Origin of the sequence: Nonomuraea sp. SBT364, from assembly GCF_001083785.1 — a bacterium.
In the GTDB taxonomy this organism is placed as follows: Bacteria; Actinomycetota; Actinomycetes; order Streptosporangiales; family Streptosporangiaceae; genus Nonomuraea.
In genome coordinates, this window is sequence record NZ_LAVL01000006.1 from 115,495 (window position 1) to 137,922 (window position 22,428).

20 protein-coding genes are annotated in these 22,428 nt (G+C 73.7%); 11 read left to right on the top strand and 9 right to left on the bottom strand.

The window, feature by feature from the left end:
- Positions 1-7: 7 nt before the first annotated feature.
- Complete coding sequence (locus ADY59_RS05330; protein ID WP_049558387.1) at positions 8-1,312, bottom strand: hypothetical protein; 1,305 nt, start codon at positions 1,310-1,312, stop codon at positions 8-10.
- Between the two features lie 92 nt (positions 1,313-1,404).
- On the bottom strand, positions 1,405-2,214 hold the full coding sequence (locus ADY59_RS05335) for an oxidoreductase (protein ID WP_049558389.1): 810 nt from the start codon (positions 2,212-2,214) through the stop codon (positions 1,405-1,407).
- An 85-nt stretch (positions 2,215-2,299) separates the two neighbouring features.
- Here ADY59_RS05335 and rph point away from each other — a divergent pair, with 85 nt between their 5' ends.
- Positions 2,300-4,936, top strand: coding sequence for a rifamycin-inactivating phosphotransferase (gene rph, locus ADY59_RS05340; protein WP_049558391.1), 2,637 nt, complete (start codon positions 2,300-2,302; stop codon positions 4,934-4,936).
- A 32-nt stretch (positions 4,937-4,968) separates the two neighbouring features.
- Here rph and ADY59_RS05345 read toward each other — a convergent pair whose 3' ends face one another.
- Positions 4,969-5,892 (bottom strand): NAD-dependent epimerase/dehydratase family protein, encoded by a 924-nt coding sequence (locus ADY59_RS05345; protein ID WP_049558393.1) that lies wholly within the window; start codon positions 5,890-5,892, stop codon positions 4,969-4,971.
- Positions 5,893-6,082: 190 nt separating this feature from the next.
- Between ADY59_RS05345 and ADY59_RS05350 the strand changes: the two genes are divergently transcribed.
- Positions 6,083-8,239, top strand: coding sequence for a transglycosylase domain-containing protein (locus tag ADY59_RS05350; RefSeq protein ID WP_231618558.1), 2,157 nt, complete (start codon positions 6,083-6,085; stop codon positions 8,237-8,239).
- On the opposite strand, the gene ADY59_RS05355 is transcribed toward ADY59_RS05350, so the two are convergent.
- Positions 8,217-9,299, bottom strand: coding sequence for a LacI family DNA-binding transcriptional regulator (locus ADY59_RS05355; protein ID WP_049558395.1), 1,083 nt, complete (start codon positions 9,297-9,299; stop codon positions 8,217-8,219). The genes ADY59_RS05350 and ADY59_RS05355 overlap by 23 nt on opposite strands.
- Before the next feature lie 154 nt (positions 9,300-9,453).
- On the opposite strand from ADY59_RS05355, the gene ADY59_RS05360 reads away from it, so the two are divergent.
- Positions 9,454-11,292, top strand: coding sequence for a DUF2264 domain-containing protein (locus tag ADY59_RS05360; protein ID WP_049558397.1), 1,839 nt, complete (start codon positions 9,454-9,456; stop codon positions 11,290-11,292).
- Between the two features lie 49 nt (positions 11,293-11,341).
- Here ADY59_RS05360 and ADY59_RS05365 read toward each other — a convergent pair whose 3' ends face one another.
- Complete coding sequence (locus ADY59_RS05365; protein WP_049558400.1) at positions 11,342-11,800, bottom strand: MarR family winged helix-turn-helix transcriptional regulator; 459 nt, start codon at positions 11,798-11,800, stop codon at positions 11,342-11,344.
- Between the two features lie 49 nt (positions 11,801-11,849).
- On the opposite strand from ADY59_RS05365, the gene ADY59_RS05370 reads away from it, so the two are divergent.
- On the top strand, positions 11,850-12,626 hold the full coding sequence (locus ADY59_RS05370; protein ID WP_049558402.1) for an alpha/beta fold hydrolase: 777 nt from the start codon (positions 11,850-11,852) through the stop codon (positions 12,624-12,626).
- A gap of 48 nt (positions 12,627-12,674) precedes the next feature.
- Here ADY59_RS05370 and ADY59_RS05375 read toward each other — a convergent pair whose 3' ends face one another.
- Positions 12,675-13,145 (bottom strand): RrF2 family transcriptional regulator, encoded by a 471-nt coding sequence (locus ADY59_RS05375; protein WP_049558404.1) that lies wholly within the window; start codon positions 13,143-13,145, stop codon positions 12,675-12,677.
- 81 nt (positions 13,146-13,226) lie between these two features.
- Here ADY59_RS05375 and ADY59_RS05380 point away from each other — a divergent pair, with 81 nt between their 5' ends.
- Entirely contained in the window at positions 13,227-13,967 is a 741-nt protein-coding gene (locus tag ADY59_RS05380) for an SDR family oxidoreductase (protein ID WP_049558406.1), read from the top strand.
- Positions 13,968-14,014: 47 nt separating this feature from the next.
- Here the strand turns inward: ADY59_RS05380 and ADY59_RS05385 are convergent, their stop codons facing one another.
- A complete protein-coding gene (locus tag ADY59_RS05385; RefSeq protein WP_231618559.1) occupies positions 14,015-14,524 on the bottom strand; it encodes a MarR family winged helix-turn-helix transcriptional regulator in 510 nt (169 codons plus the stop codon).
- Positions 14,525-14,600: 76 nt separating this feature from the next.
- Here ADY59_RS05385 and ADY59_RS05390 point away from each other — a divergent pair, with 76 nt between their 5' ends.
- The 5 genes from ADY59_RS05390 to ADY59_RS05410 all read left to right on the top strand — a co-directional run bounded on the left by ADY59_RS05390 (position 14,601) and on the right by ADY59_RS05410 (position 19,603).
- Positions 14,601-15,767, top strand: coding sequence for a flavin-dependent oxidoreductase (locus tag ADY59_RS05390; protein WP_049558409.1), 1,167 nt, complete (start codon positions 14,601-14,603; stop codon positions 15,765-15,767).
- Positions 15,764-16,213, top strand: coding sequence for a DUF3237 domain-containing protein (locus tag ADY59_RS05395; RefSeq protein ID WP_197093444.1), 450 nt, complete (start codon positions 15,764-15,766; stop codon positions 16,211-16,213). The genes ADY59_RS05390 and ADY59_RS05395 overlap by 4 nt, the downstream gene beginning before the upstream one ends.
- A 16-nt stretch (positions 16,214-16,229) precedes the next feature.
- Positions 16,230-17,816, top strand: coding sequence for a CocE/NonD family hydrolase (locus ADY59_RS05400; RefSeq protein WP_063780562.1), 1,587 nt, complete (start codon positions 16,230-16,232; stop codon positions 17,814-17,816).
- Positions 17,817-17,915: 99 nt separating this feature from the next.
- Positions 17,916-18,701, top strand: a complete 786-nt coding sequence (locus ADY59_RS05405) for a tetratricopeptide repeat protein (protein ID WP_156325310.1) — start codon at positions 17,916-17,918, stop codon at positions 18,699-18,701.
- Entirely contained in the window at positions 18,698-19,603 is a 906-nt protein-coding gene (locus tag ADY59_RS05410) for a hypothetical protein (RefSeq protein ID WP_049558413.1), read from the top strand. Before ADY59_RS05405 ends, ADY59_RS05410 begins: the two co-directional genes overlap by 4 nt.
- A 30-nt stretch (positions 19,604-19,633) precedes the next feature.
- Here the strand turns inward: ADY59_RS05410 and ADY59_RS05415 are convergent, their stop codons facing one another.
- Both ADY59_RS05415 and ADY59_RS05420 read right to left on the bottom strand, forming a co-directional pair.
- On the bottom strand, positions 19,634-20,527 hold the full coding sequence (locus tag ADY59_RS05415; protein WP_049558418.1) for a DNA-3-methyladenine glycosylase family protein: 894 nt from the start codon (positions 20,525-20,527) through the stop codon (positions 19,634-19,636).
- Between the two features lie 9 nt (positions 20,528-20,536).
- Positions 20,537-21,448 carry an alpha/beta fold hydrolase gene (locus tag ADY59_RS05420; RefSeq protein ID WP_049558420.1) on the bottom strand — a complete coding sequence of 304 codons (912 nt, stop codon included), beginning with the start codon at positions 21,446-21,448 and terminating at the stop codon, positions 20,537-20,539.
- A gap of 101 nt (positions 21,449-21,549) precedes the next feature.
- Between ADY59_RS05420 and ADY59_RS05425 the strand changes: the two genes are divergently transcribed.
- The coding region (locus ADY59_RS05425) for an AfsR/SARP family transcriptional regulator (protein ID WP_197093446.1) at positions 21,550-22,428 on the top strand (879 nt) is incomplete at its 3' end.

The window sequence follows — 22,428 nt, forward strand, 5'->3', positions numbered from 1 at the left end:
GACAAGCTCAGCCCGCGGACATCAGCGTGATGCCGATGCCCGTGTAGACCACCATGAGCGTGAGCATCGGATACTGGCCGGTCCGCAGCTCGCCCGCGCGGACCACGTCCAGCGCCCGGTCGTGCGCGGACACCACGCCGGCGATGTGGCCGAGCACGATCGCGCCCACCTGGACGACGACGATCAGCGAGGGCGGCAGCAGCGTGTAGTCGACGGCCGCGTCACCGACGCCGAGCAGGTCCCAGCCGAGCCCGAAGGGGTCGGAGGCCAGCAGCCATCCGCGCTGCCCCTCGAAGACGGCGAAGGAGAAGTAGTGCGCGACGCTGTAGCCGACCATGACCGGCACCAGCGAGTGCGTGAACGCGTCGGCCACGCCTGCCGAGGGCCGGGCGTACGGCCTGGTCATCCGGAGGGCGTCCCGGTAGGCCAGGAGGTTGGCCGCGATCACGATCCCGAGCGCGGCCGTGGCGAGCAGCGCGGTCCCCGGCTGCCCGAGTGCGCGGGTGAGCCCGGTCCACACCGGCAGCCTGCTGAGGCCGTCGTACATGGTCCCGCCCAGCACCACGAGCGCCAGCGCGGTCTGGCCGGCGTCGGCGCGCCCGGCGCGCAGCCCGGCGGGCGGCGTCCGCAGCACCAGCCGGCCCCCGGCGTCCCTGCCGATCGGCGACAGGGCGGCGAGCAGGCCGGCGTACACCTCGAAGGTGTCCGCGCGGTCGAACCAGCGCGGCCCGAACACGGCTCCGGCCAGGATGTGCGTCACCGCGTAGACGCTCACGAAGACGGCGACCGCGCGCGGGGAGCCGGGCTGCGGGGAGGCCAGTTCGAGCCACAGGAAGGCGACCATGCCGGCGACGGCCGGCAGCGAGCCGGCGTGCCCGGACGGCGGCTCGCGGCGCACCGCCGGGGGAAGGCACCGGCGGGCGAGCGCGGCCGGCGGGCGCAGCGGGTTCACCAGCCGCCAGATCGGGCCGAACAGGAGCGAGAGCGGGATCAGGCCGACCCAGAACCACACGTAGAACCACGACGGCGCCGGGTTCGCCGACGGGTCGCCGTCGCCGAACCAGGCCGTGGCCAGCAGCGCGCCGAACGCGGCCAGGCCCGCGGCTCTCAGCAGCACGCGGACGCCCCGCGCCGCGGCGGCCCGCTGCACGGGCCCCGGCAGCGGCACTCCCGCCGATCGCGGCCGTTGCCGCGGCCGCAGCACCGACACCACGAAGAACGCGATCAGAACCGCGCCCGCGCCGGTGTAGAGCGCCAGCCAGAGCGGGATCGGCAGATCCGACCGCCCGCCGATCCCATGCGCCGATATCACTGTCGCCCCTCCCCGGTCGCCTGTCAGTCAGCAGACGGCGGCGGGCGGCCCGGTGTGACATCCCCGCGGTCCCGGGGTGCGCACCGTGGGATTCACCTCACTTTCGTCACCAGGGCGTCGAAGGCCCGGTCGGGCAGGATCCGGTTCAGCGCCAGGAGTGTCCTGGCCAGGTAGCCGACCGGGTAGCGCGGTTTCGGCCTGGAGGATTCGACGGCCTCCCTGATGGTCTTGGCGACCACGGCCGGGGCGGAGCCCTTGGTGTTGCCCTCGGCCCGGCTCGCCATCGACTCGGCGAGCGCGCGGTAGGGCCCGCCGCCGGAGGTCTCGCGCAGCTCGCGCGGCGTGTCCTCCTCGAACTCCGTCCTGATGATGCCCGGCTGCACGACGACCACGTGGACGCCGAAGGGCCGGCACTCCTGGCGGAGCGAGTCGGAGCAGGTCTCCAGGGCGTGCTTGGAGGCGTGGTACCAGGCGACGAGCGGCAGCGAGATCTCGCCGGCGATGGAGGAGACGTTGACGATCGTGCCGGAGCGGCGTTCGCGCATGTGCGGCAGGACGAGCTGGGTGAGCCGGGCCGGGCCGAAGAGGTTGACCTCGAACAGGCGGCGGGCCCGCTCGACGGACACGTCCTCGACGGCGCCGTGCAGGCCGGCTCCGGCGTTGTTGACCAGCACGTCGATCCGGTGGTGCGCGTCCAGGACGGTGGTCACGACGCGGCTCAGGTCGTCCTCGGCGGTGACGTCCATGGCCAGGGGGTGGCCGCCGGCCCGGCGCAGCTCGGCCATCCGGTCCACCCGGCGGGCGGCGCCGTACACGATGTGGCCGGCCCGGCGCAGCTCCAGCGCGGTGGCGTGGCCGATGCCCGACGAGGCGCCGGTGACCAGGCAGATCTTGGGGGTCATGGTGACGTCCTTCCCTGTTGACGGGGCTCAATTTCAATACAGTACAGTCCTGTATTGAAACCTTGGATGAGAGACGGGATCAGCCATGAGTGCCTACGTACTCGGGTTCCATGACATCGACAGGACGCGGCTCCCCCTGGTCGGCGGGAAGGGGGCCAACCTCGGCGAGCTGTCCGCGATCAGCGGGGTACGCGTGCCGCGCGGGTTCTGCGTCACCACCGACGCGTACGAGCAGGTCGTGGAGCGTGACGCGCGGATCGGCGCGCTGATCGACGGGCTGGCCGGGCTGCGGGCCGACGACCGGGCCGGGATCGCCGCCGCCTGCGCGTGGCTGCGTGCCGCCGTCGAGGGCCTGGCCGTGCCCGGCGAGATCCGGCGCGACATCGTCCGGCACCTCGACGAGATGGGCGGCCAGGACGCGGCCTGCGCGGTGCGTTCCAGCGCCACCGCCGAGGACCTGCCGTCCAGCTCCTTCGCCGGCCAGCAGGACACGTACCTGAACCTGCGGGGCGCCGACGCGGTGATCGACGGCGTGCGGCGGTGCTGGGCGTCGCTGTTCACCGACCGCGCGGTTGCCTACCGCATCCGGAACGGCTTCGGCCATCGCGCGGTCCGGCTGTCGGTGGTCGTCCAGCGGATGGTCTTCCCGGAGGCGGCGGGCATCATGTTCACCGCCGACCCGGTCTCGGGCAACCGCGGGGTGGTCTCGATCGACGCCGGGTACGGCCTGGGCGAGTCCTTCGTGTCCGGGCTGGTCAACGCCGACAACTACCGGGTCAGGGCGGGGCGGATCATCGACAGGAAGATCGCCACGCAGACGAAGGAGCTGCGCGCGCTGCCGTCCGGCGGCACCGAGGAGCTTCCCGTCGAGCCCTCCCGGCAGGCCGCGCAGAAGCTCGGCGACGAGCAGATCCTGCTGCTGGAGAGCCTGGGGCGGAAGATCGAGGCGCATTTCGGCCGCCCCCAGGACATCGAGTGGGCGCTGTACGACGGCGCGTTCCACATCCTGCAGAGCCGCCCGGTCACCACGCTCTACCCCGTGCCGCCCGCGCACGACGGCAAGAACCACGTGTACGTCTCCTACGGGCACCGGCAGATGATGACCGACGCCTTCGCGCCCCTGGGCCTGTCGTTCTTGTCGCTGCTGCACGACAAGCTGGGCCGCACGGCGGGCGTCGTGGCCGGCAACCGCTTCTACAAGGACGTCTCGGCGGAGCTCACCTCGGCCTGGGCCAGGCCGGCCACGCTCAAGAGCCTCGACCAGGTCGACGTGCTGATGGCCAACGCCCTGCGCGCGGCGCTGAAGCGCAAGGACTTCACCGCCGGGCTGGCCCGGGGCAAGACCTCGATGCTGGACTTCGGCGAGGGCGGCGTGCTGCCGATCGCGCGCCAGTATCTCAAGCTCGGCCGCGAGGACGACCCCGGCGTCGTGCCGGACCTGATCGCGCACACCGAGGCGACGGTGGAGCGGCTGCGGCGCGGGATCGCCGGCAAGTCGGGCGACGAGCTGTTCGCGTACATCATCGACGACCATGACGTGCTCGCCGAGCTCACCTTCGACCCGCGCAGCGTGGCCGCGGCCTTCATCGGCATCCAGTCGGTGAACTGGGTCAACAAGCACATGGAAGCCTGGCTGGGCGAGAAGAACGCCGCCGACGCGATCGCCCAGTCCGCCGACCACAACGTGGTGGCCGCCATGGGGCTCGACCTGCTCGACGTCGCCGACGCCGTCCGCGAGCACCCCGACATCGTGCGCTACCTGGAGACGGCCCGGCGCGACACCTTCTTCGACGGCCTGGCGGGCTACCCCGGCGGGGCGGCCGTCGGTGACGCCATCCGCGGCTACCTGGACGCGTACGGGATGCACTGCGCCGGCGACATCGACCTGACCAGGACCCGGTGGAGCGAGGACCCGACGCTGCTGGTGCCGCTCATCCTCGGCAACGTCAGGAACTTCCCGCCGGGCGAGCGCCGCCGCAAGGCGGAGCAGGGCCGCGCCGAGGCCGAACGCACCATGGGCGACCTGCTCGCCCGCCTCCGGGACCTGCCCGGCGGCGCGGGCAAGGCCAGGAAGGCGGCCAGGAAGATGAGCCTGATCCGCCACTTCATCGGCTACCGCGAGTACTCCAAGCACGCGCTGCTCCTGCGCTACGAGATCTACAAGCGGGCGCTCATGGAGGAGGCCGCCGGGCTGGTCGCGCGCGGGGTCGTCAAGGAGCCCGAGGACGTGTACTTCCTGTCCATCGAGGAGTTCAGGAAGGCGGCCGCGACCGGCGAGCTGGACTACGCGATCGTCATCCAGCGGCGGGAGGAGCACGAGACCTACCGGAAGCTGTCGCCGCCCCGGGTGATCACCTCGGAGGGCGAGGTGATCTCCGGCGCGTACGAGCCGGGCACGCTGCCGGAGGGAGCGCTGGCGGGCATCGCGGTGTCGTCGGGCGTCGTCGAGGGCCGGGCGCGGGTCATCTTCGGCATGGCCGGGGCCCACCTGGAGGAGGGCGACATCCTCGTCACCGTGTTCACCGATCCGAGCTGGTCGCCGCTGTTCGTGTCGGTCAAGGGCGTCGTCATGGAGGTCGGCGGCGTGATGACGCACGGCGCCGTGGTGGCGCGCGAGTACGGGCTGCCCGCGGTCGTCGGCGTGGAGGGCGCCACCCGGCGGATCGCGGACGGGCAGCGCATCCGGGTGAACGGCGCGGAAGGGTACGTGGAGCTCCTCTGAGACCGCCGGGGCGCCGCCGCCCCGGCGGGTTCTCAGCGGGCCTTCAGCCCTTCGGGCACGCTCCGGTGCACCGGGGTCCAGCCCAGGTCGCGCGTGGCCTTGGCGTGCGAGACCCGCATCGTGGTGTCGATCAGCAGGCACCCCAGATAGGGCACCGCCAGCCGGATCAGCCACCTCGGCGTCACGACGGGGCGCGGGGTGCCGTGGACGCGGGCGACCGTGGTCAGGAAGTCGCGCCAGCTCATCGGCTCGTCGTCCACGATGTTGTACGCCTCCCCCGCCCCGCCGCGTTCCATGGCCGCGACGGCGGCGGCCGCGGCGTCGTCCACGTGCACGAAGGACGTGGTGCCCGTCCGCCCGCGCGGCAGCACCGGCGCCCGCTTGCGCATCAGACCGGCGAACATGTCGCTGAACGCGTTCTCGCCGTAGAACATGCCGTAGCGCAGGGCGACGCCCTCGATGCCCTCGGCGGCGAACACCTGCCGCTCGGTCGCCACGCTGGAGTCGGTCACCAGGTCGGCGACGGTGCCGACGCGCACGCCGAACTCGTCGTCCTCGGTCAGCAGCCGGTCGCCGTGGTCGCGGTAGCCGTACCCGGTGATCAGCGACTGGGTGACGAACCGGCGCGCGCCGACGGCACGGGCGGCGTCGAGCAGATGCGCGGTGCCCCGGTCGCGCAGGGCGATGGTCGGGTCGTCGGGCCGCAGCTTCCGTGAGGCGTCGCGCAGCGCCGTGGCCTGGTGCATCACCACGTCGGCCGGGTGCCCGTCGACGGCGCGCAGCAGCCCGTCACGGTCGAGCACGTCGGCGAGCACGGCGACGGCGCCGCGGTCGGTGACGAGCCGCCGTTTGGCGGGATCGCGGATGACGGCGATCACCTCGTGCCCGGAGGCGGCCAGCGCCTCCAGCAGCGGCACCCCGATCGCGCCGGTCGCCCCGGCCAGCAGTACCCTCATCGCCCGTGCTCCCTCGCCCGTCGCCGGACCGTGTACGCCATGGAGACCTCCTCGTCTGGATGGACAGCACCAGGAGGACGGGACAGGCCACCACGATGTGACAGACCGGGCTTGATATCTGTTTCTATATCGCTGGGCAATTCATATCGGTCTTGGACAGTATGCGGATGCTTGTGCTGTCATGGCCGCCATGTCCAGGTCGCATCCCCGTACCCGCATGTCCGGCATCGCCCGGCTGGCCGCCGCCGCCACGGCCACCGGCCTGGTGGCCGCCGCGCTCGCCCTGCCCGCCGTGGGCGGCTCGGGAGCGGTGCTCGTCGCGGGCACCGAGGCGCTGAACCTCCGCCCGGAGGAGCTGGTGGAACCGCCGCTCGCGGAGAAGACCACCGTGTACGACGCCGAGGGCCACCGGATCGCCCAGTTCTACGCCCAGGATCGCCAGGTCGTGCCGCTGGAGCGGATCGCCGGGGTGATGCGGACGGCCATCGTCGCCATCGAGGACGACCGCTTCTACGAGCACGGCGCGATCGACGTCGAGGGCACGGCCCGCGCCCTGGTCAAGAACCTCACCTCGGGCGGCATCAGCCAGGGCGGCTCCTCGATCACCCAGCAGTACGTCAAGCAGGTGCTGTTCAACGCGGCCGGCACGGAGAAGGAGAAGAACGCGGCCCTGGAGGCCAGCTACGCGCGCAAGCTGCAGGAGTTGCGTCACGCCATGGCGGTCGAGGAGAAGTACTCCAAGGACGAGATCCTGGAGAAATACCTGAACATCGCCTACTTCGGCGCGGGAGCCAACGGCGTGGAGGCGGCGGCCAGGCGCTTCTTCGGCGTCCCGGCCTCCCGGCTGAACCTGGCCCAGGCCGCCACCCTGGCCGGCGCCGTGCAGGACCCCAACGCCACCTCGCCCGACCGCGGCGCCAAGGCGCGCGAGCTGCTGCTCCAGCGGCGTGACGTGGTGCTCGACAGGATGGCCGAGCTGGGCCGGATCACCCCGGCGCAGGCCGCCGCGGCCAAGGCCCGCAAGCTCGGCTACAAGGGCGTCAAGCAGCCCAACGGCTGCCAGGAGAGCCGCTATCCGTACTTCTGCGAGTACGTCCGGCACGAGCTGCTGTCCGACCCCGCCTTCGGCAAGACCCGCCGGCAACGCGAGGCGGCCTTCAGCCGGGGCGGGCTCAAGGTCCACACCACGCTCGACCCCACCGCGCAGCGGGCGGCGGAGTCGGCCATCAGGAAGCACGTCTTCGCCTCGGACCGGGCGCTGGCCGCCGAGGCGCTGGTGGAGCCGGGCACCGGCGCGATCCGGGCGATGGCGGCCAGCCGCCCCTTCGGCGGCTCCGCCCGCAAGAACCAGATCTCCTACAACGCGGTGGCCGACATGGCGCACGGCGGGCTGATCGGCTTCCAGGCGGGCTCGACGTTCAAGACGTTCACGCTGATCGAGGCGCTCAAGCAGGGCATGAAGATCGACGACGGCATCACCGCGGGAGCCGGCTACACCGCGCCCGGCTACGCCACGTTCACCGACTGCGCCGGCCGGAAGGTCGGCGACCCGTCCTGGACGGTCACCAACGACGAGGGGTCGCCCGGCTTCAAGACGCTGGCCACCGGCACCTGGGGTTCGGTCAACACGTTCTTCATGGAGCTGCAGGAGCGGGTGGGCCTGTGCCCGACGGTCCAGACGGCCAGGTCGCTGGGGATCAAGCGGGCCGACGGCGAGGAACTGCGGGAGTTCGAGACGTTCACGCTCGGCATCAACGAGAGCGACCCGGTCACCGTGGCCACCGCCTACGCCGCCATCGCCGCGCGCGGCACGTACTGCCCGCCGATGGCCATCACCAAGGTCACCGGCCGGGACGGCAGGACCACCACGTACCGGCCGCGCTGCGAGCGGGCGCTGGACCCCGGGGTCGCCGACGCGACCGCCCACATCCTGTCCGGGGTGTTCACGAAGGGCACCATGAGCGGCGTCGGCGGCATCGGCCGCCCGGCGGCCGGCAAGACCGGCACCACCGACGGGTACGCCAGCGCCTGGTTCGCCGGGTTCACGCCCGACCTGGCCGGCGCGGTCAGCATCGGCGACCCGCGCGGCTCGCAGCGTCACAAGCTCACCGGCGTCACCATCGGCGGCCGCTCCTACGGGTCTGTCCAGGGTGCCTCGCTGCCCGGCCCGATCTGGAAGGACACGATGACGGCCGCGCTGCGGGACGTGCCGCCGACCCCGTTCACCCCGGTGGACCTGAACCGCTTCGGCGGCTGCGACGTGAACTGCGCGCCCGCCCGCGAGCACCCGGACGACGCGACCACCGAGCCGGCCGAGCCCGCGACTACGGCAGAGCCGGGCCTCTGAGCGGGCGGACCGAGTCGCGGACGATGATGTGCGTGCCGAGCAGGACGTGCTCGGGCCTGCCCGGCCTGTCCCGCTCCCGGTCGAGCGCCAGGCGTACGGCCGTGCGGCCCAGTTCCTCGTGCGGGACGTGGACCGTGGTGAGGTCGATGTCGGCCGCCGGGGGCAGGTCGTCGAAGCCGACCAGGGAGACGTCGCCGGGGACGCTCAGCCCGTGCTCCCGCAGCGCCTGGCGGGCCCCCGCCGCGACGAGGTCGTTGCAGGCGAAGATCGCGGTGAAGTCGGGCGGCCCGGCGTCGAGGCGCTCGCGCACCATGCGGTGGCCCTCGCGCCGCTCCATCGTGCCCTCGGCCTCCAGCGCCGGGTCGTGCGGCACGTGGTGGTCGGCCAGGGCGGCGCGGTAGCCGGCGATCCGGCTGTCCGGGGTGGTGTGACCGTCACGGCGGCCGAGGAACAGGATGCGCCGATGGCCCGCCGACAGCAGGTGGCTCGTGATGGCGTACGCGCCGCCGGTGTTGTCGTACTCGATGACCAGGGCGGGCACGTCGGGGCCGAGCGCCGGGCGCCCGCACAGGACGAGCTGCGAGCCGGCGAGCGCCAGCGCCCTGGCGTAGTCGCCCATCCGCTCGCGGTAGGCCTCGTCGGCCACCACGTTGCCGACGAGGATCACGCATTCGGCCTGCTCCTGGCGCATCAGCTGCACCGTGGCGAGCTCGCGCTCCGGGTCGCCGCCGGTGGTGCCGACGATGCAGAGCTTGCCCTCGATCGCGGCCTGCGTCTGCACGCCCTGCGCGACGTGGGCGTAGTGGGGCGAGACGACGGAGTTGACGATGATGGCGACGCTGCGGCTGCTCGCCCCGGCCAGACCGCGCGCGTTGGCGTTGGCCACGTAGTCGAGCTCGCGCACCGCCCGCATGACCTTGCCGCGCGTGGCGGGGGCGCTGGGGTAGCTGCCGGACAGGATCCGGGACACCGTGGCGACGGACACACCCGCGTGCGCGGCGACGTCCCTGATCGTCGTCGGCCGCCGCCCCTCGTCATCGGACGCCGCACGCCGGACCATCCAACCTCCACCGGAGCTGTAACAGCGCAGTAAACCGCTTACGCTCGATCGTCTCCCCTGGGTCGCGCCGCTGTCAAACAGGGCGGCCGTCCGGGCCTGCAAGGGGCGATCGGCCTCCTGTGCACCGGAAGTTAAAACGCTTACTATGATCCGTATGCGCCTCCCCTCGCCTGACAACCGGCTGTCCCCCCGCACCGGCTGGACCCGTGAGCACTGGGAGGCCGTGGCGGATCACCTGCTGGCCTCCGTCGTGCCGTACGCGACGGACGACTTCGCCCAGTTCCGCCTGCCCGGCAGGGCGAGCCGGTCGGGGCCGGTGAGCGACGGGCTGGAGGGCTTCGCCAGGACTTTCCTGCTCGCCGCGTTCCGGATCGCCGGCGCGGGCGGCGAGGTGCCGCCCGCGCTGCTGGAGCGGTACGCGAGCGGCCTGCTGGCGGGGACCGACCCGGCGCACCCGTACGCGTGGCCGGCGCTGACCGACATGTCGCAGCAGCTCGTGGAGGCGGCGTCGGTGGCGCTGGCCCTGCACGAGACCCGGCCGTGGCTGTTCGACCGGTTCTCGTCGGCCGAGCGCGAGCGGGTGCTGGCCTGGCTGGCCGGGTTCCGGGGGCGGCGCACGCCGGACAACAACTGGGTGCTGTTCCAGGTGATCGTCGCGCAGTTCCTGGCGCAGGCGGGCGGCCCGTACGAACCGGACGAGATCGCCGGTGGGCTGGCGCGGATCGAGGAGTGGCACGCCGGCGACGGCTGGTACTCCGACGGCAAGGGCAAGAACTACGACTACTACTGCGGCTGGGCCCTGCACCTGTATCCGTCGCTGTGGGCGCGGATGTCCGGCGACACCGCCCGGCAGGAGCTCTACGCCGGGCGGCTGCGCCGGTTCCTGGAGCAGTACCAGCACTTCTTCGCCGCCGACGGCGGCCCGGTGCACCAGGGGCGGTCGCTGACCTACCGCTTCGCCACGGTCGCGCCGCTGTGGCTGGGCGCGCTGACCGGCGCCTCGCCGCTGCCGCCCGGCCGCACCCGGCGCATCGCCAGCGGCGCGCTGCGGCACTTCACCGAGCGGGGCGCGCCGGACGAGCGCGGCCTGCTCACCCTCGGCTGGTACGACCCGTTCGAGCCCATCGCGCAGGACTACTCGGGCCCGGCGTCGCCGTACTGGGCGAGCAAGGCGTTCCTCGGCCTGCTGCTGCCGCCCGCCCACCCGGTCTGGGCCGACGCGGAGGCTCCCGCGCCCGTCGACCTGGCCGATCAGACGGTGGCCATGCCCGCGCCGGGCTGGCTGCTGCACGCCACCCGGTCGGACGGCGTCGTACGGCTCGTCAACCACGGCAGCGACCGCGACCGCGTCCAGGACCCGGACGGCGAGCCCGACCCGCACTACCTCAGGCTCGCCTACACCAGCCACACGGGCCCGGAGGCGGGCGGCGCCGACAACCAGCTGGCCGTGATCTCGCCGGACGGGACCGCCTCCCGCAGGCGGCGCATCGAGCCGCTGGCCGTGTCGGACCGGTTCGCCGCCTCGGCCTATCGGGACGGGCCGGTGCGCGTGGTGACGGCCTCGGTCGTGGACGGCGCGGCGGAGATCAGGATCCACCGGGTCACGGCCCCGGCCGGCCACCGGGTGCGCGACGGCGGCCACGCGCTGGCCTCGGCGGCCCCGCCCGGCGTCCGCGAGGGTGCCGGGCTGGCGCTGGCCCGCCGCGCCGACGGGCTGACGAGCGTCGTGCGCGCCCTGCACGGCTACGACGGCGCCGGGCTGGTGACGGCCCGGGGCGCCAACGCCTTCGGCGTCCACTCGGCCACGCCGTACGTCGTCGCCGCGCACCCGGGCGGCGACGCCGTCTACGTCAGCCTCGTGCTTCTGGGGGTGCTGGAGGGCGAGCCGCCGTCGCCGGCGGCGTCCGTCGAGGGCGACCTCGTCGTCCTGAAGCTGACCGGCGGGGAGACGGCGACCGTGCGGATGGACGGCGTGCCCGCCGTCCGATGGTGATCACCCCGGCCGCGGGCCCTGACGGGGGACGGCAGGGGCCGGTGCCTGATCAGTCGACGTCGACGTCGTCGACGAGGCGCAGCAGGCGGGAGAGCACGCGGAGGCAGGCGGTGATCTCGGCCTCGGTCAGGTCGCCGCCGATCTGCCGCAGCACCGCGCGCTCGCGGTCGATCACGGCGGTGATGGCGGCCCGCCCCGCCTCGGTCAGCCGGATGAGCGAGGACTTCTTGTGCGCCGGGTTGGGGACGAACTCGACGAGCCCGCGGGCGGCCGCGTCGTTGGTCGTCCGCTGCACGAACTGGCGGCTGAGCGCCTGGTCGCGGCCCATCTGGGGGACGGTCATGGGCCCGTGCTCGCGCAGCATGTTGAGCACCGCCCGCACGCCGACGGACAGCCCCTCGATGGGCGCGTCCTGCTCCACCTTGCGCTGGGCGCGCCGGTAGAGCGGGCCCACCAGGTCGAACACCTCGGTGAGCCGGTCGGTCAGCTCGTCGCCTGTCTCGCTCATGATGACACCTTAGTTGCCATCTTCGACAGAAAATGACACCTTGGTTGTCATGAATGACCTGTTCTGGCTCGACACCGGCACCGGCCGTCCCCTCGTCCTGCTGCACGCCGGCTTCCTGCACCACCGCATGTGGGACGAGCAGATCCCGGCCTTCGCCGACCGCTTCCGCGTCATCGCGCCCGACGCCCGGGGCCACGGCCGCTCAGCCAACGCCGCCGCGCCCTACCGGCTCACCGACGACCTCGCCGCCCTGCTGCGCCACCTGGACACCGGCCCGGCGGTCCTGGTGGGCGTCTCCATGGGCGCCGCCACCGCCGTCGACACCGCGCTGGAGCATCCCGACCTGGTCAGCGCCGTGGTGGTGTCCGGCGCCGGGACCAGCGAGCCGTACTTCACCGATCCCTGGACCACCCGGGTGTGGGCCGGCTGGCACGCGGCGATGGCCGCCGGCGACCTGGACGCCTCCGTCGAGGAGTTCACGCTCTTCGCCGCCGGCCCGCACCGCACGCTCGACGAGGTCGATCCCGGGGTCGCCGACCGGCTGCGCCGCATCACCAGGGAGACCATGTCCAAGCACACCGCCGGCGAGCCCCACCATCTCGTCCAGGTGCGCGAGACCTGGGAGCGGGTGCCCTCGATCGGCGTCCCGGTGCTGGCGATCAACGGCGGCGCCGACTCGCCCGACCACCTCGGCATGGCGGACCGCCTCGTCGCCGCCGTCGCCGACGGCCGTACGACCTCGATCGACGGGACCGCCCACTACCCGAACATGGAGCGCCCCGACGTCTTCAACAAGATCCTCGGAGACTTCCTGAACACCCTGTGATCACCTCCCGGCCCGGGCGATCGGGAGGGTGATCGCCCGCGTGACGGACTACTTGCCCGTCAGGCGCGAGCGCGTGCGGGCCGGCGCCGACGGGGGCAGCTCGCCGAGGATGTCGGCCAGCGAGACCCCGCCCAGGCTGCGCCGCCACGCCGCGTGCGCGTCGGCCATCTTCGCCGCCAGGACGCACGCCCGCCGGCACTCCTCCGGCGGCAGCGCACCCCTCCCCTGCTGGCGGATCTCGCGGCACTCGTACGGCGAGGACGCGCCGTCGACGGCCTCGACGATCCGCAGCAGCGTGATGTCGGATGCCGGGCGCGCGAGCCGGAAGCCGCCGCGCGGGCCCGTCGTCGCGGCCAGCACCCCGGCCTTGACCAGCGCCTGCAGCTGCTTGGCGAGGTAGGGCGCGGGCAGGTCGTAGTAGTCGGCGAGCTGGGCCGCCGACGCGGTCGCGCCCGGCTCGAGCTGCGCCAGCGTCGTCGCGCAGTGCAACAGCCATTCGGTGCTCACGGGCAGCTTCACGCGACCAGCATATCGCGGAGATTGCGGATCTGTTTTGTCCGAGATAGGGTCGGGAGCCTTACGGGAGAAGGAGAGATCATCATGCGGATCGCCGTCGCCGGCGCGACCGGCAACATCGGATCACTGACCGTCGCCGCCCTCGAACGCGACGGGCACGAGGTCGTGCGCATCAGCCGTTCGCTCGGCGTCGACCTCGTGACCGGCGACGGGCTCGACGACGCCCTGACCGGCGTCGAGGCGGTCGTCGCCGCCACCAACGGCCCGGCCGCCCGCCGCGAGGAGGCGCTCGGCTTCTTCGCCACCGCCACGGGCAACCTGCTCGCGGCGGAGGAGCGGGCCGGTGTGCGGCACCACGTGCTGCTGTCGATCGTCGGGATCCACCGGGTCGAGGGCAACGCGCACTACGCCGGCAAGAGGGAGCAGGAGCGCCTGGTGGCCGCCGGTCCGGTGCCGTGGACGATCGTCCCGGCCACCCAGTTCCACGACTTCGCCGAGATGGTCGCGAGCTGGACCGAGCAGGACGGCGTGGCCACGATCGCGCCGCTGCTCGTGCAGCCGATCGCGCCCGCGGACGTGGCCGGAGTCCTGGCCGAGGTCGTGACCGGCGAGCCGCTGGGCCGCCACGCCGATCTCGCCGGGCCGGAGCCGCAGGACCTCGTCGACATGGCCCGGCGCACCCACCGCGCGCGGGGCCGCGAGGTCAAGCTGGTGCCGACGTGGGCGGGGGTGTTCGGCACGTCGATGGCCGGCGAGGTGCTGCTGCCCGGCGACGGCGCCCGCATCGAGAAGACCACCTTCGACGAGTGGCTCGCGGCACTCTGACGCCTCTGGCGCGGCGCCGCCGACGGGCGACGCGTGACGGCCGCGGCTCAGGGGACGTCGGCCGGGCGGGCCCGCAGGATACGGGTGAGCAGGCCGGTCAGCTGCTCGCGCTCGGCCTCGCCGAGCGCGGCGAACCACTCCTGCTCCCTGCGGGCCTGCTCGGCGAACGCCTCGCGCACGGCCGTCTCGCCTGCGGCGGTCAGCACGACCACCACCGCGCGCCGGTCCGCCGGCGACGGGCGGCGCTCTGCCAGCCCGCCGCGTTCGAGCGTGTTGACCGCGTTGGTCACCGCGGAACGGGACATCGCCGAGATCTCGGCCAGCCGCACCGGCTGGGTGGGCCCCAGCAGCCAGAGCTTGAACAGCAGCCTGAACCCGGCCAGCGTCAGGCCGCGCGGCCGGTGGATGCGGGTCTCCAGGTCCGTCACCAGCAGGGAGGCGAGCTGCAGGAGGTGGTAGGCCAGCGCGAACGCCTCCGCGTCGGCCGGCGGCGGCATCGTGGCCAGGCGCTCGCGCGCGTACGCGCCGTACAGGAGATCGGCGGGGAGGGTGCTCACCGGTCAAGTCTTGCGCAGGCGTGACCCGTACCGGGAAGATTGTTACGGCCATAACAGTCTTCTGTGGGAGGCGCCCGTGCGCGTCGTCATCGCCGGAGCCGGCATCGGGGGGCTCACCGCCGCGCTCAGCCTGCACGCGGCCGGCTTCGAGGACGTGACCGTGCACGAGGCGGCCCCCGAGATCAGGCCGCTGGGGGTCGGCATCAATCTGCTCCCCCACGCCGTACGGGAGCTCACCGAGCTGGGCCTGGCCGACCGGCTCGCGCGCATCGGGGTCGCCACGGCCGAGCTGGCCTACTTCAGCCGGCACGGCGCGCCGATCTGGTCCGAGCCCCGAGGGCTCGACGCCGGCTACGCCTGGCCGCAGTACTCCGTCCACCGGGGGCGCCTGCAGATGCTGCTGCTGGAGGCGGTGACCGAACGGCTCGGCCCGGACAGCGTGCGGACCGGCAGCCGCATCACCGGCCCGGCGGGCGAGGACCTGCTCATCGGCGCGGACGGGATCAACTCCGCCGTCCGCGCCCACCTGTACCCGGACGAGGGTCCGCCGCCGTGGAACGGCCTGGTCCTGTGGCGCGGCACCACGTACGGAGAGCCGTTCCTGACCGGCCGGTCCATGATCATGGCGGGGGACGGGACGCAGAAGTTCGTCGCCTACCCGATCGAGACCGGCGACCGCCCGCTGATCAACTGGATCGCCGAGCGCCCCCTCGACGGCGTGGCGCCCGAACGGGGCAACTGGAACCGCCCCGCCGACCTGGCCGAGATCGGCAGGCACTTCGCCGGCTGGCGCTTCGACTGGCTGGACGTGCCCGGGATCATCGCCGGGGCCGAGGCGGCCTTCGAGTACCCGATGGTGGACCGCGATCCCCTGCCCCGGTGGACGTTCGGCGACGTCACGCTGCTCGGCGACGCCGCCCACGCGATGTACCCGATCGGGTCCAACGGCGCGTCCCAGGCGATCATCGACGCCCGGGTGCTCGCGTACGCGCTCGCCCACGACGACCTGGACTCCTACGAGGCGGCGCGGCGGCCCGCCACGACCGCGCTGCAGCTGTCCAACCGCGAGATGGGCCCGGAGATCGTCATGAAGCTCGCGCACGAGCGCGCGCCCGGCGGCTTCGACGACATCGAGCAGGTCGTCCCGCTGACGGAGCGGGCCGAGATCGCCGCCTCCTACAAGCGCACCGCCGGATTCGACCCGGCCTCGCTCAGCGAGCGCCCCTCCTGGAGCGTCACGTGAACCTCGAACCGCTCGCCACGTTCCGCGTGGAGCTCGACCCGATCCTCGACCTGGGCGACTCCCCGTGGGGCCACCGCCGGGTGATCAACATCGTCGGCGGCGCCTTCGACGGCCCCCGCCTGTCGGGGGTGGTGCTGCCCGGCGGCGCCGACTGGCAGATCCTGCACGCCGACGGCATGGCCAGCGTCGACACCCGCTACACGCTGCGCACCCACGACGGCGCGCTGCTGTACATCTCCACCAGCGGTGTGCGGCACGGGCCCGCCGAGGTGCTCGGCAGGCTCGCCCGGGGCGAGGAGGTGGACCCGTCGGAGTATTACTTCCGGCTCTTCTGCCGCTTCGAGACCGGCGACGCCCGTTACCTCTGGCTCAACCGCACCCTCGCCGTCGCGTCGGCGGCCCGCACGGCCACCGACGTCCGCTACGACGCCTACGCCCTCACCTGACCCGCGAGGAACCGCGATGCCGAAGCTCAACCGCGCCCCGCTGCGCGTCATCGTCGAGCACGACGCCCCCATGCCGATGCGCGACGGCACCGTGCTGCGCGGCTCGGTCCACCGGCGGGCCGACGGCGGCCCGTTCCCGGCGCTCCTGGTGCGGACCCCGTACGGTGAGGGCTCGTTCCGGCCGGTACCGGTGACGCCCGCCCTGGAAGCCGGGTTCGCGGTGGTGCTGCAGCACTGCCGGGGGCGCGGCAGCAGCGACGGCGAGTTCCGGCCATGGCTGGACGAGGGCGCCGACGGCCACGACACGATCGCCTGGATCGCCTCCCAGCCCTGGTCGAACGGCGAGGTCGTGATGAGCGGCACGTCCTACCCGGCCGGCTGCGCCCTCCAGGCGGCGGCCACCCGCCCGCCGGGCCTCAAGGCCGTGGTCGCCTCGATGACGCCGCACGACTTCCACGACGGGCTCAAGTACCACGGCGGCGCGCTGGCGCTGGGCTCCGCCGTGAACTGGGGCGCGTTGCAGGCGATGCTCGGCCTGACGCACGCCGCCGAGGCGGGTGAGGACACCGCAGCGGGCTTCCGCGAGCTGCTGCCCGTCCTCGCCGACCAGGCCGCCGCGGTGCGCACCCTGCCGGTACGCGACATCCCGGGCATCCCGTGGTGGCGTGACTGGACCGGCCATCCGGAGCGCGACGCCTACTGGGAGGACCTGGCCGGGACGCTGCGGCACGACCGGATCGAGGTGCCGGTCATGCACGTGGCCGGCTGGTTCGACCTGTTCCTGGGAGGGACGCTGGAGAACCACCGGCGGCTGGGCGGCCCCCTGGTCGTCGGGCCCTGGACGCACCTGCCGGCGGGCGGCGCGCTCGATTTCGGCTTCTCCGCCTCGCCTCAGGCGATCCGGCTGGAGCAACGGCAGCTCGCGTTCCTGCGGGGCGCGGACACCGGCCCCGCGGTGAAGATCTTCGTCATGGGCGACGACGTGTGGCGCGACGAGAACGCCTGGCCGCTCGCCCGCGCCGTCGAGACCCGCTACCACCTGCACGCCGGCGGCCTGCTCTCCCCCGACCCGCCGGCCTCGGCCGCACCGGCCACGTTCACCCACGACCCACGCGACCCGGTGCCCACCACCGGCGGCGCGACCCTGCTGGCCGACCACACCAACGTCGGGCCGCAGGACCAGCGCGACGTCGAGCTCCGGCCCGACGTGCTCAGCTACACCACCGGCGTACTCGCCGCCGACGTCGAGGTGACCGGCCCGGTCAGGGTCATTTTGCGCGCCGAGACATCCGCCGCCGCCACCGACTGGACCGCCAAGCTCGTGGACGTCCACCCCGGCGGCCGGGCGATGAGCGTGACCGACGGCATCGTCCGCACCTCGACGCCGTCCGGGACGTACACCGTCGACCTCGTCGCGACCAGCCAGGTCTTCAAGGCCGGTCACCGCATCCGGGTGGACGTCTCCAGCTCCAACTTCCCCCGTTTCGACCGCAACCCCGGCACCGGCCGCCCCGCCGCCGAGGCCACCGGGGCCGACCTGGTCGTGCAGCACCAGAAGGTGTACCCGGACTCCCACATCGTCCTGCCGATCGTCCCGCGCTGACGCGCCAGGGTTCTTTGTGAGGTTTTTCCCAGGCCGCGCGGGAGCGGAGCGCGTCACGGCGGTATGACAGGGCCGGGAGGGGAAGCCGTGGGAAGAGCCTTGTCAGCGGCCGTGACGGTGCTCGTGCCGGTGCTCGTGGCCGGCGCGGCGCTGACCGGTGGCTGCGGCGGCTCCCAGGACCCGGCGCCCTCACCGCGCGTGTCGGCGAAGCCTGCCATCAAGCCGATCGGCGAGCTGGTGCCGTCGACCGGAGGCGGGGACGTCCCCGAGACGACCGTCGCGGTGTGCATGGAGTGCCAGAAGCTGCTGGCGTCCGGCCGGTACGAGGTCGCGGCGGAACGCATGGACCGCTACGCGAACCAGCGGCCGGCCGGGGCGGGCGTCGACTCCAGCACGACGGCCGTCGCGCTGGTGTGCGCGGGTGCGGCCAAGGCCAGCCTGGGACGGTACGACGACGCGATCAAGAGCCTCGCGGCGGCCGACCGGCTGAGCGCGGACCTGCCCGCCGAGACGCGTCCCCAGCTGCTCGAACTCATGTATCACGCGCAACTGGTCAGCTACACGGCCGTCGGGGAACCGGGCAAGGCGCAGGAGACGCTCACCCGGCTCTCCGAGCTCGGCCAGGACCCGGACCGCTATCTCAAGGAAGCCTGCGCGACCGGCGACCTGCCCGCGTGCACCGGTGAGCCCGTCCGCCCGACCGGCGAGGAGCAGCCGCCCTCGCCCCCGGAAACCACCACCGACCCAGGCCCGACGGATCCCGGACCCACAGATCCCGGTCCCACCGATCCCGGTCCCACGGATCCGGGACCCACCGATCCCGGCCCCACCGACCCGGGGCCCGGGGAGGTCGGCCCGCCCGAGCCGGCGCCCGAAGAAACGTGAAGAGGTCCGGCGGCGACGACGCCGACGTCGGCCCGGACCTCGCCCGCCTGTGGAGCGTCACCGCCCACGTCGTCACGCCGACCACGATCGTCGCGGCGCTCATGGTCTACTTCGGCTCGGTCCGCACGAACACCTTCTTCAGCAGCCTCGGCGTCGACCAGAGCCTGCTGGGCCTGTCGATCCAGGACTACGCGCTGCGCAGCGTGGCCTCGACCATCGAGCCGCTGGCCATGGTCCTGCTGGCGGTCCTGGTCGCGCTTCCGGCGCACGCGTTGCTGGTCCGGCGGATGGCGGCGCGCCCGGCCGTCATGCGGCGGTTCGTGATCGTCCTGGACGTGTTCGGCTTCGCCGCCGTCGTGGTCGGGGTGCTGGGGCTGGCGGGCTGGGTGGAGCTGAAGGTCCGGGGGCCGGTCGCCCCGATCAGCCTGGGCCTCGGCGTGCTGGCGCTCGGCTACGGCGCCTCCCTGCGCGCGCTCGCGCACCCCCGGCCGCCCGGGTACGCCGAGCCGGCCGGGGTGCGCGCCGTCCGGCGGGCCATCTTCGTGGCCCTGCTCGCGCTCCTGCTGCTGTGGTCCGTCGCCGGGTACGCGCAGCTTCGCGGGCTGGCGGCGGTGGAGCAGCTCCGGCGGGGGCCCGGGCTGCTCCCGGGCGTGGTCATCTACGCGCCGAACCGCCTCTACCTGGAGGGGCCCGGCGTCACCGAGAGCAGGCTCCCGGACGAGACGGCGGAGTTCCACTACCGCTATGCCGGCCTGCGCCTGCTGATCCGCGCCAACCAGCGCTACTTCCTGCTGCCCGCGTGCTGGGCGACGGCCTCGCAGTCCCGGGCCATCGCCCTGCACGACGACCCGTCGATCCGGCTGGAGTTCTTCCACGTCACCACGCCCCCGGCCTGCCCGTGACCGGTCCCCACGGCAGCCGGGCCCGTTGCCTCAACGGCCCGGACGGTCGCCGGCGGTGCCGTACGTGGAGGCGCGGAAGAGGAAGGACGCCCATGAGCGGTACGGCCGCCACGCGTCGGCGATCCTGCGGTAGGCGGTCGCCGTGGTGTCCTCCGGCAGGCCGTACGCCTCCCGGAGGATGGCGAACAGGCGGGGCTCGTCGCCGGGGAAGGCGTCCGGGGCGCCCGCGCCGCGGATCAGGATGAGGCCCGCCGAGAACGGCCCCACGCCGGGCAGGGCGCGCAGCTCGGCCAGCGCGTCCTGTGGGTCGAGGGCGCGCAGGTGCTCGGTGGTGAGCACGCCGTCGAGCGCCGCGCGGGCCAGGCCGCGCAGCCACTCCTCCTTCTGCGCGGGCAGGCCGAGCCCGCCGGCGTCCAGCAGCGACACGGGCGGCGGGAAGGCCGTGTACGCGTGCCCGTCCACATCGACCCGCGCGCCGTGGCGCTCGGCGATGCGCTGCTTGATCCGCGAGGCGATGAGCATGGACGAACGCTGCACGATCACCGCCCAGCAGGCCGCCTCCCAGGGGCTCCAGAAACACACCGGGCGCAGCCCGGGACTGCGTTCCCGCACGTCGCCGAGGACCGGGTCCGCCTCGGCGACCTTGGCGAAGCCGGTGCCGTCCACGTCGAGGGAGAGGATGCGCGCCACCTCGCCCCGGATGCCCGGCCCGGCGGGCCGCGTCGTGGCGACGGCGACCCCGCCGGGCGCGCCGGTCACGGTCACGCCGATCGGCCGCCAGTCGGACTCCGCGCAGTAGGCGAAACGCAGCGCCCGCCCGTCGGAGGGCAGCGCGGCGGTGGCCGGCCAGTCCTCGACGAAACGCAGCGAGGCGCCGAAGTCGAACGGGCCCTCGGCGGTGAGCGTGAATCCGTGCGTCTGCATGCGCGTATGTTAAGCGCCACTCCGGGTGGCCCCGCCCGACGACTTTCTGGCCAGAAGGGTGCGCAGGGCCTTGACGACCTCGGCCGGGGCCTCCTCCGCCATGAAGTGGCCGCAGGTGACGGTGCGGTGCGTCAGGTCGGGGGCCCACGCGCGCCAGAGCGCGGCCGCGTCGTAGCCGAGTGCGGCGCCCCAGTCCTGCTGGAGGACGGTCACGGGCACGCGCAGGCGGTTGCCCGCCGCGCGGTCGGCGCGGTCGTGGTCGAGGTCGATCCCGGCCGACGCCCGGTAGTCGGCGACGATCGAAGGGACGGCCTCGCGGGACGCTTTCAGGTACGCGGCCCGTACGGGAGCGGGGATCGCGTCCGGGTCGGCCGTCCAGACGTCGAGGAAGTGCCCGAAGAAGGCGTCCGCGCAGGCCGAGATCAGCCGCTCGGGCAGGCCGGGCGGCTGGGCCATCAGGTAGAGGTGCCAGCCGACGGCCGCCGAGGCGCCGCGCATGACGTCCCACGTGTCCAGGGTGGGCAGGGCGTCCAGGAAGGCCAGGTGGGTGATCGCGTCCGGATGGTCGAGACCGGCGCGGACGGCGACGAGGGCGCCGCGGTCGTGCCCGGCCAGGGCGAACCGGTCGTGGCCCAGCGCGCGGGCGAGCGCGACCACATCGGCGGCCATGGTGCGCTTGGCGTACGCGGTGCCGGCGGGGTCGGCGGGCTTGTCGCTGTCGCCGTAGCCGCGCAGGTCGGGGCAGATGACGGTGTGGTCGGCGGCCAGGTCGGCGGCCACGTGCCGCCACATGAGGTGCGTCTGCGGGAAGCCGTGCAGCAGCACGATCGGGCTGCCGGAGCCGCCGACGGCGACGTTCAGCGCCACGCCGTCGGCCACGGTGACACGACGCCGGTCGAATCCACTGATCTCGGTGTCCATGGGTGCCTTTCGCTTGCCGGTGGTACGGATCCAGCGTGCCGGGCGGGGATCAGCAGCGGGTCAGCGACAGGTCAGTGCCCGGGGCTGCATACATTGGGGGCGTGACCACGCTGGCATTCCGCGTCCTCGGGCCGCTGGAGGCGGTCGGCGAGGGCGGGCCCGTCCCGCTCAGGGGGCCGAGGCACCGGGCGGTGCTGGCGCGGCTGCTGGTCGCCCGGGGGCGGGTGGTGCCGGTCGACCGGCTCGTCGAGGACCTGTGGGGGGAGCCCGCCGAGGGCGCGGTATCGGCGGTCCGCACGTTCGTCTCCGACCTGCGGCGGGCGCTGGAGCCGGACCGGGCACCGCGACAGCCCGCGCGGCTGCTGGTGACGGCCGCGCCCGGCTACGCGTTGCGGGCGGCGGCGGACGCGGTGGACGCCTGGCGGTTCGAGGCCGCGCTGGGCGAGTCGGGGCGGCTGCTGGCCCAGGGGCGTACGCTCTCCTCCTCGACGGCCGAGCGGGCGCTGGGGTGCCTGGACGGCGCGCTGGCGCTGTGGCGCGGCCCCGCGTACGCCGAGAACGCCGGGACGGACTGGGCCCGCGCGGAGATCCACCGGCTGGACGAGTTGCGGGCGCTGGCCGTGGAACGCCGGGCCGAGGCGCTGCTGGCGCTGGGGCGGGCTGCCGAGGCGGTCTCCGACCTGGAGGTCCATGCCGGCGGCCGGCCGTTGCGCGAGGACGCCTGGCATCTGCTCGCCATGGCGCTCTACCGGTCGGGGCGGCAGGCCGAGGCGCTGGCCGCGCTGCGCCGGGTCCGCGCGACGCTCGTGGCGGAGCTGGGCGTTGACCCCGGTCCCCGGTTGCGTCGCCTGGAGGCCGACATCCTCGCCCACGCCCCGCACCTCAGCACCCCGCTCATCCCCGAGGCAACCGCACCCGTACGCGCCCCGGCGCGGGAACTCGCGGGGCGTGGGCGAGGATGTCGGCCTCCAGGCGACGCA

Excerpts from the sequence above, each read along its gene's own strand:
- ADY59_RS05355 (WP_049558395.1), bottom strand. The coding sequence starts at position 9,299 with ATGGTCCGGCGTGCGGCGTCCGATGACGAGGGGCGGCGGCCGACGACG.
- ADY59_RS05335 (WP_049558389.1), bottom strand. The coding sequence starts at position 2,214 with ATGACCCCCAAGATCTGCCTGGTCACCGGCGCCTCGTCGGGCATCGGC.
- ADY59_RS05380 (WP_049558406.1), top strand. The coding sequence starts at position 13,227 with ATGCGGATCGCCGTCGCCGGCGCGACCGGCAACATCGGATCACTGACC.
- ADY59_RS05350 (WP_231618558.1), top strand. The coding sequence starts at position 6,083 with ATGTCCAGGTCGCATCCCCGTACCCGCATGTCCGGCATCGCCCGGCTG.
- ADY59_RS05365 (WP_049558400.1), bottom strand. The coding sequence starts at position 11,800 with ATGAGCGAGACAGGCGACGAGCTGACCGACCGGCTCACCGAGGTGTTC.
- ADY59_RS05420 (WP_049558420.1), bottom strand. The coding sequence starts at position 21,448 with ATGGACACCGAGATCAGTGGATTCGACCGGCGTCGTGTCACCGTGGCC.
- ADY59_RS05360 (WP_049558397.1), top strand. The coding sequence starts at position 9,454 with ATGCGCCTCCCCTCGCCTGACAACCGGCTGTCCCCCCGCACCGGCTGG.
- ADY59_RS05400 (WP_063780562.1), top strand. The coding sequence starts at position 16,230 with ATGCCGAAGCTCAACCGCGCCCCGCTGCGCGTCATCGTCGAGCACGAC.
- rph (WP_049558391.1), top strand. The coding sequence starts at position 2,300 with ATGAGTGCCTACGTACTCGGGTTCCATGACATCGACAGGACGCGGCTC.
- ADY59_RS05415 (WP_049558418.1), bottom strand. The coding sequence starts at position 20,527 with ATGCAGACGCACGGATTCACGCTCACCGCCGAGGGCCCGTTCGACTTC.
- ADY59_RS05345 (WP_049558393.1), bottom strand. The coding sequence starts at position 5,892 with ATGAGGGTACTGCTGGCCGGGGCGACCGGCGCGATCGGGGTGCCGCTG.
- ADY59_RS05370 (WP_049558402.1), top strand. The coding sequence starts at position 11,850 with ATGAATGACCTGTTCTGGCTCGACACCGGCACCGGCCGTCCCCTCGTC.